Source organism: Rosenbergiella gaditana, assembly GCF_018494065.1.
GTDB lineage: Bacteria > Pseudomonadota > Gammaproteobacteria > Enterobacterales > Enterobacteriaceae > Rosenbergiella > Rosenbergiella gaditana.
The window spans coordinates 1-6,682 of record NZ_JABBFR010000040.1 but is presented as its reverse complement, the minus strand read 5'-3'; the positions used below and the strand labels follow the sequence as shown (position 1 = coordinate 6,682).

Genomic DNA, 6,682 nt, shown 5'->3' with positions numbered 1-6,682 from the left:
GCCCGAAAAACAATCTGCTTCTCACGCACAATAGAGCGACATGAAAAAGTCATCGGGGCCTTCATTGAAAAATATATTTTCTACTAATTGGAGTCATTACCAGTAATTTTAGCCTCTTAACGTCTTTGGTTAATGGGCTAAATTTTTTGTCTGCTTTGAGCGATCAGCGGACATTGCCAAAAGTATTTTGTGTGAATCGATAGGAAGCAGGTCACATATGACTATGATCTTGGTTCTGCCTTACAATCACAAACGGGGGGAGCATATAACACAATTGAGTCGTGCCCCCTGCATGTTTACTTGGCGGGAGGTAAATCCATGATATGAAGTTCTTCTATATGACGCTTATTCAAGTTTATCTCACACTGATCTTTATATGATTGATAATCATGCGCCTCCTCCCCGATTGAACTTGCCACACCGAGACAAAGGTTTTTCTTATAAGTCATCCAAGCTTTCTGCGAATCTAGAAAATACTTATTATACACAGAACCAACAGTTTCATCTGAACTATCAAGTTTCTCTGTGGGATAATCATAGTTGGATATAATTTTTTTACTGTTTTCAGATATCAAAACATCTAACTGACTATCACTCTCTACCCGTTTTTGATAGAGACAATTATATGCATCAGCAATTTCCTTATGCTCTTTAAAACAGGAGTCTCTTTCATTTCCGGTTGACAACTCCGCATAGGAAGGCAAGGAAAACATCATCACCACTATTAATGAAAATATCTTTTCTTTCATTTCAAATACCTTAATCTTTTCCTGTTACTTTCATATGACATATAAATAGATGATGCTCGGATAAGTTCAATTAGGGCGGACTTTCCTTTTATCGCCGCTCTGAATAACGCTTCAGCGTTCTCCACCCCTTGGAAAAATATATCAACCAAAACATCTCTTATCTGTTGTTCAATACTTTGCCATGTTGGAGCATCAGGTATTCGCCGTGATACCCGGCTATAGACGCCCCTTGTATATTCGAGCTTTTCTCTGTGCGCCATTTCAAAGAGCCTGATTTGCTGCTGATGGGTGATTTCTCCCACTAATGGCCCATACACTTTCACAAACTCACCTGCCAGCCTCCCCTTAAGTCCGGCAGCTCTGGAACAAAGACTTGCCTTGTACTCTTCTAATCCTGCTCCACGCAATGTTGCAAAGACTTCGCCAGTGGAACGATTTCCCATATCATAGCCGCGCCCCAGAGTAACACCGGACGAAACATCAGTCGGCCAGTGAAGTATCCTCGAAAAGTAAGGAGTTCTGTACTGTCTGAACGGTGCCACAGCGGTAACATAATCAGCCCCCTCAGCATCAAAAGTGATCTGTCCTTCCATTACCCTTAATGGTCCATGCTGGTGTCTTGGTCGCCAGCCCGGAGCAGCATTCTCAAGCGCCACCATAAATGCACTATCCACTGGATGAACTAATCCAGACGGATGCATGTTCAGCAAACGCTGATACCAATGAATAGCCTCTATGGTTTGCTGACCACACTGCCCATTTATACTTAGATGTCTCCCTGTAGCTTGCTGATAACCAGCATCCATCATCATTTTCTGGATATTTTTTACATCTTCAGAAGCGTTGGTACCGCTGGTCCCGACAGATGAAAATAATCGAGAGGGGTGAAGCAACATAGGCTCGTGATATTTTGACATGGCAATCTCCCTATCATCATGAATCTAACAACTAATTGTAATTGCTGTCCCTTTACAAGTCCCAAAAATTCATCGAATTAGATTATTGCCCAAGCTAAATTCTTGGGGGTGAGAAATAATCATATAAGGATTAAGCCTGAGCAATCGCTATATACGATATATGCTCCACATCAGCAACTCCCGTTAATTCAAATTTTTTCAACTTCATCACCTTCTAACCTTAACCTTTCTGCCGCCTGAAATTTCGATCTGTTTTCCGTTGTAGGCAGCCCGAACTGTTCCGCCCTCTCTGATAAGGCTCCTATCCATTGCAATACGGTATATGGCATTAACAGGATACTGGCGACAATATTTCTGCTGGTCAGAGATGAGTGTAGTGGCACAGTAATAGCGATAGCTACACAGACATATTATCCCCATGAAAGTCCAAAAATGATGGGATACATAATGACTTTCATTGGAGGATACTGTGATGACTCATCCGACACATTTCAAATTTACCAATGCACTCATCAAGGCATTACCTATTCAGCCGACGGAGGCAAAGAATACTGCTAGTGAATACAGTGATATTGAGGTATCAAGATCAAAGCGTTTGGAAGGTAGAGGTGCAAGCTCTCAATGCTTTTTGTATTGCTACTTATATCATGGACATCAACGTGCGATTGAGATAGGGCATTGGCTTGCTTGTAAATTTTGATTCCACCATAGCAAAACAAGTAAGTAACTATGTAATGATCCTAGCCCCCAAACCTTTTTGGTTAAGGTGAACGTAGTTTTGCTGAAAGGCCCTTTTAGCGGGCAATTAAACGCCTAACCACTATTGATACATGTTGACAATAATGCTGCATCAATAAGGAGGAAGATTGATATTTTCCTTAAGTTTATTCCGATTCATATGAAACGTATCATGAAAATTCTTGAATAGTTAGAGTGAAACAAAAAAACAGATAAGTTACCAATTGCTTGGCTGAGATTATTCTTATAAGATAAGGCTTTTAGGCCCTGTTTGTGCATGTTGCAGATTAAAAAAACCACTAGAATATCATTCTATAATATCATTGCTTTATTATGCATTACCTTCATTATGCCTATCTGCTTGGGGTATAAAAATACAGGTAATTATTTTTTAACTTTAGCAATTTTGTTGCTAGCAAATGTAACTAAACCTTCGAAATACACTGTTGCATTTATTTTTTTCATCCTTTCTTTTTATATTCCTACTGGTTTTCAGTTTGGTAGATTAAACTATGGGTTTATCATATCGGCTATAGAAACTGACTCTCACGAAACACGAGAATTTTTACGTGGTTTTATTGGGTTACCTCTGGTATTACTGTTTGTTTGTTGGCTTTCATTATATAGATATTTAGCCATACCTTTATTCAAAATAAATAAAAAATATAGGTATTTATGCTTAGCCCTTCTTATTGGAGTATCAATTAACTCATATCCTAAAAGGATGATTAAAGATGCTGTCAGCTATATTTTTCAGTCTAAAAAAGATCTGACAACACTAAAAAATGAAGCATTTATACCTGATACTTTTAGCAACGTGACTGCAAACCCCAAGTATAATAATATTATAGTAGTTGTGGGAGAAAGTGTGGCAGCTAATTACTTATCTCTTTATGGTTATCCCCATGATGACACACCATGGTTGCGGAATGCTCCGGGGGTTTTCTTAGAAAATTACATATCGACAGCTCCCAACACTTTTCTATCACTGCCACGTACCTTGGCCATAAGTAATGGCAAGGAAACAAGCGTCAATAACAATGTCGTTGCGCTGGCTAATAGAGCTGGATATGATACCTATTGGATTTCTAATCAAGGATTTGTTGGAGAGTACGATACACCTTCAACTGTAATAGCGATGCGTGCTAACCATCGCTACTTTCTAAAATCAGGTGATTATAACTCTAAACTGGTCGATGATTTTAGTATGCTGGATCTACTTCCTAACATATTAAAAAAACCAGAAAACAAAGTTATTTTCATTCATATGATAGGCTCTCATCCAGATCCTTGTAAAAGATTAATGGGTTATCCTCAACGATTTTCAGTCTCTGGCAAAAAATCTGTAAATTGTTATATTTCATCTATCAATAAGTTGGATGACTTTATACACCGAGCATACAATATAGCGAAAGAAAACCAAAAATCTTTTGCAATGATTTATTTTTCTGATCATGGAATGAGCATTGATAATAGTGATAGACCCGTAAGACATGGAAACGCTGAAAAACAAAATTATCATGTTCCTTTTTTCATTCTCACTAATGATGTAAATAAACATATTGAAATCGATACTTCGATAAGTGCTTATCAATTCGCCAATATTTTTTCTTTTTTATCTGGAATATCATCCCAGCAGATAAAACCTACTAGCGTTTTTGATATGAAATCACAAAAAATTGAAGTTTTTAATGGTGGGAATATGGTGGATTATCAAGATCTATCAAGTTCTATAATCATACATTAGTTAATAATATTACAACAATGTACCCCGTTTACAATATGAAGGTTGCCGCTACAAAACGAGAGAATGGCAATCTAAAGGAGCGGTGACTCGAAATCCGGAACGGGAAAAATAGGCCGAAAAAATTAAGAGGCCAAACAGAATAATAGCTCTGTTGGCCTCTTAATCACTCAAGTGAGTAAACTTGGATTAGTGTGTAATTTCATTCTTTAGAACCTGCAGTATGATGCTGAGATTAGCAGGATAGAATTACGCACAATGCCCTTGCTAAGCTGATCTACAACTTAATTTTTATCTGCATCCAGCCATTTTGAAGCATGAGTAGATTCGCGTGCTTTCTCGACCTGTTCACTCGATACCGGTGGAGCAGCGTTACCCCAGCTGTTGCGAATATAGGTCATCACGTTGGCAATATTGCTATCAGACAGTTTCCAGGCAAACGCCGGCATACCCGCAGCCGTCGGGTTAGCATGAGTGAATGGCCCTTGACCACCATTTAGCATCACGTTAATCAAGCTGGACGCGTCAGCTGAGTTCACCTGCGCATTACCGGCCAGTGTTGGAATCATATTTCTACCCCCTGAACCATCCGAAACGTGGCAGGCATTACACTGCGATTCATACACATTTTTACCGACCAACATCGCGTTCTGTTGGCTATCAACCACGGCGGGAGTCGAGGCCTGTGATGCAGGCAGTGAGTGCAGATACTGTGCGATAGCATGCAGATCACTATCACTCATATATTGAGTCGAATTCTCAATCGCTTCGGTCATCGGATCTGAAATAGCGAGAAAAATTGGCTTATGACATGTGTGTAGCTTAGTACCATAAACCGGTACTACTGATAGTAGAAATATATGAATTGAGTATGATCGGGTCTGATTGAACGGCTGTCGGGTAAATATGTAGCGCAGAGCAGCGCAAAATCTTTCCCCTGTCACTGCAGGGGAGAGATAATTTACGCAATTTGAAAATACAAATGAATAGTCACTTATTACACCGGTAGGGCAGTTTCGTGTAAGTGTCGCCAAATAACCCGATTATCATGACTTAATTCAAAAACGACTGTTGAAAATCGTAATGTTGCTTTCTGGTTCGGTAGCTGTTGTCGTTCTTTATAGGTTACCGTTGCACCAGCATCACTTTCTGTGATGACTTGCATACTTTCAATCTCTATCTCCAAGCCTGCTTTTGAACCACCTTGTGTCCTGAAGAATGAGGTAAGCAAAGTATAATCAAGGTGTTGTCCCCCCGGGGTTACCATTGAAAAGTGTGGACTAAAGCGTGCCAACAAGTTGTCGCAGACTGCCACGGGAATATTAGCCTCACTCAGCCAGTAATTAATCAACTCATGAGCATCTAAAACTTCCTGAAAATAACGGTTCATCATTTCTCCTGATTTAGCATTGTAATAACGCTGATATTGGAAATACGTAAGCATATTATGATTGGAATAACTGTACTGGCCGCCATCAAGGCGAAACACCAATGATAGGCTGATGTCAGTGACATATCACAAAGATTACGCAACAAATTAAATAACAGGCTAATAAGGGTGACTCCGAAGCAGAAGCTGAGCTGACGATTTATATTCCATAGAGAGCTGGCATCGGCCAATTCACCATCGTTTACCTGAATAAATGCCGCACTTTGGGCAGTACTACTACACAGACTTCCCCCAAACCCCATCAACGCATAAGAAATTGCCGTGATTATTATGTCATCAGCACTGGCAACCAACATCAATAATCCGATACCCACCCCTGCACGATACAGCCAAGGAGAAATAAAGGACGAGGCCCGATACGATTAAATGTTTTTCCAGTGAATGAAATGGCCAAAAACGAGGCGACAGACCAAGGAAGCATCATCATTCCGACCAACGTTGCATGCATTCCTAACTGATTTTGTAGAAAAATAACTGTGATTAAATTAACGCCTGTAAACACACCTGGAATAAGTAAGTAAATCAGCATAGCGGTTTGTAATAACGGTATCTGAATCAATCGCAAATTCAGTAATGGTTGTATTTTACCTAATGCATTACGTATATGGTAAACAGTAAAGACTAGGCCGACCACTAAGAATAAAATTCCCTCACCTTGGTGAAAACTATCTCCCAAGTAAGTAAGCCCCAACAGTAACAGAGTTAACGCAACACAGCCTGTAATAAGCCCTCCAGTGTCTAGCGGTTCTGCCCCCCCCGTCTGAGTATCAGGTTTCAACCAGTAAGCGGTTAGCATTAATGTAAGAAGCGCTAGGGGTACACTGACCAGAAATATCCAGCGCCAGTTTATGTAGTCAACTAATGCTCCGCCAATCATCGGTGAAAGTGCTGGGGCCATCAATGCGACCAGCATCACTACCGAAGATAACTTTGCCCGTTCATTGCTAGGATAAAGGGCATAAGCCATCGTCTGACCAACAGGAATTAATATCACACCCCCAATCCCCGGTAATGACTCCAATTAGTAGAACATATATTTTTCAATGAAGGCCCCGATGACTTTTTCATGTCGCTCTATTGTGCG

At 40.1% G+C, this 6,682-nt stretch carries 9 protein-coding genes; 3 read left to right on the top strand and 6 right to left on the bottom strand.

Going from position 1 to position 6,682, the window contains the following annotated elements; all coding sequences use genetic code 11:
• Window positions 1-87, top strand: an 87-nt coding sequence (locus tag HH682_RS15165) for an IS1 family transposase (protein ID WP_214238324.1), incomplete at its 5' end; no start/stop codon positions are given.
• Between the two features lie 209 nt (window positions 88-296).
• Here the strand turns inward: HH682_RS15165 and HH682_RS15160 are convergent.
• Together HH682_RS15160 and HH682_RS15155 are read right to left on the bottom strand one after the other, a co-directional pair.
• Entirely contained in the window at window positions 297-749 is a 453-nt protein-coding gene (locus HH682_RS15160; RefSeq protein WP_214238322.1) for a lysozyme inhibitor LprI family protein, read from the bottom strand.
• Window positions 746-1,666 (bottom strand): lysozyme family protein, encoded by a 921-nt coding sequence (locus HH682_RS15155; RefSeq protein WP_214238321.1) that lies wholly within the window; start codon window positions 1,664-1,666, stop codon window positions 746-748. The genes HH682_RS15160 and HH682_RS15155 overlap by 4 nt, the downstream gene beginning before the upstream one ends.
• Before the next feature lie 472 nt (window positions 1,667-2,138).
• Here HH682_RS15155 and HH682_RS15150 point away from each other — a divergent pair, with 472 nt between their 5' ends.
• Window positions 2,139-2,366: a hypothetical protein gene (locus HH682_RS15150; RefSeq protein ID WP_214238320.1), complete on the top strand. Its 228-nt coding sequence runs from the start codon at window positions 2,139-2,141 to the stop codon at window positions 2,364-2,366.
• Between the two features lie 315 nt (window positions 2,367-2,681).
• A complete protein-coding gene (locus HH682_RS15145; RefSeq protein WP_214238319.1) occupies window positions 2,682-4,151 on the top strand; it encodes a phosphoethanolamine transferase in 1,470 nt (489 codons plus the stop codon).
• Between the two features lie 281 nt (window positions 4,152-4,432).
• Here the strand turns inward: HH682_RS15145 and HH682_RS15140 are convergent, their stop codons facing one another.
• The 4 genes from HH682_RS15140 to HH682_RS15910 all read right to left on the bottom strand — a co-directional run bounded on the left by HH682_RS15140 (window position 4,433) and on the right by HH682_RS15910 (window position 6,592).
• A complete protein-coding gene (locus HH682_RS15140) occupies window positions 4,433-4,924 on the bottom strand; it encodes a c-type cytochrome (protein WP_214238318.1) in 492 nt (163 codons plus the stop codon).
• A gap of 221 nt (window positions 4,925-5,145) precedes the next feature.
• Window positions 5,146-5,538, bottom strand: coding sequence for a DUF4440 domain-containing protein (locus HH682_RS15135; RefSeq protein ID WP_214238323.1), 393 nt, complete (start codon window positions 5,536-5,538; stop codon window positions 5,146-5,148).
• Window positions 5,538-5,894: an MFS transporter gene (locus HH682_RS15915; RefSeq protein WP_250318728.1), complete on the bottom strand. Its 357-nt coding sequence runs from the start codon at window positions 5,892-5,894 to the stop codon at window positions 5,538-5,540. Before HH682_RS15915 ends, HH682_RS15135 begins: the two co-directional genes overlap by 1 nt.
• Window positions 5,894-6,592: an MFS transporter gene (locus tag HH682_RS15910; protein WP_338049359.1), complete on the bottom strand. Its 699-nt coding sequence runs from the start codon at window positions 6,590-6,592 to the stop codon at window positions 5,894-5,896. The genes HH682_RS15915 and HH682_RS15910 overlap by 1 nt, the downstream gene beginning before the upstream one ends.
• Window positions 6,593-6,682 lie beyond the last annotated feature (90 nt).

Coding starts and splice junctions, on each gene's coding strand:
- HH682_RS15160 (WP_214238322.1), bottom strand. CDS start 749: ATGAAAGAAAAGATATTTTCATTAATAGTGGTGATGATGTTTTCCTTG.
- HH682_RS15155 (WP_214238321.1), bottom strand. CDS start 1,666: ATGTCAAAATATCACGAGCCTATGTTGCTTCACCCCTCTCGATTATTT.
- HH682_RS15150 (WP_214238320.1), top strand. CDS start 2,139: ATGACTCATCCGACACATTTCAAATTTACCAATGCACTCATCAAGGCA.
- HH682_RS15145 (WP_214238319.1), top strand. CDS start 2,682: ATGTTGCAGATTAAAAAAACCACTAGAATATCATTCTATAATATCATT.
- HH682_RS15140 (WP_214238318.1), bottom strand. CDS start 4,924: ATGACCGAAGCGATTGAGAATTCGACTCAATATATGAGTGATAGTGAT.
- HH682_RS15135 (WP_214238323.1), bottom strand. CDS start 5,538: ATGAACCGTTATTTTCAGGAAGTTTTAGATGCTCATGAGTTGATTAAT.
- HH682_RS15915 (WP_250318728.1), bottom strand. CDS start 5,894: ATGTTGGTTGCCAGTGCTGATGACATAATAATCACGGCAATTTCTTAT.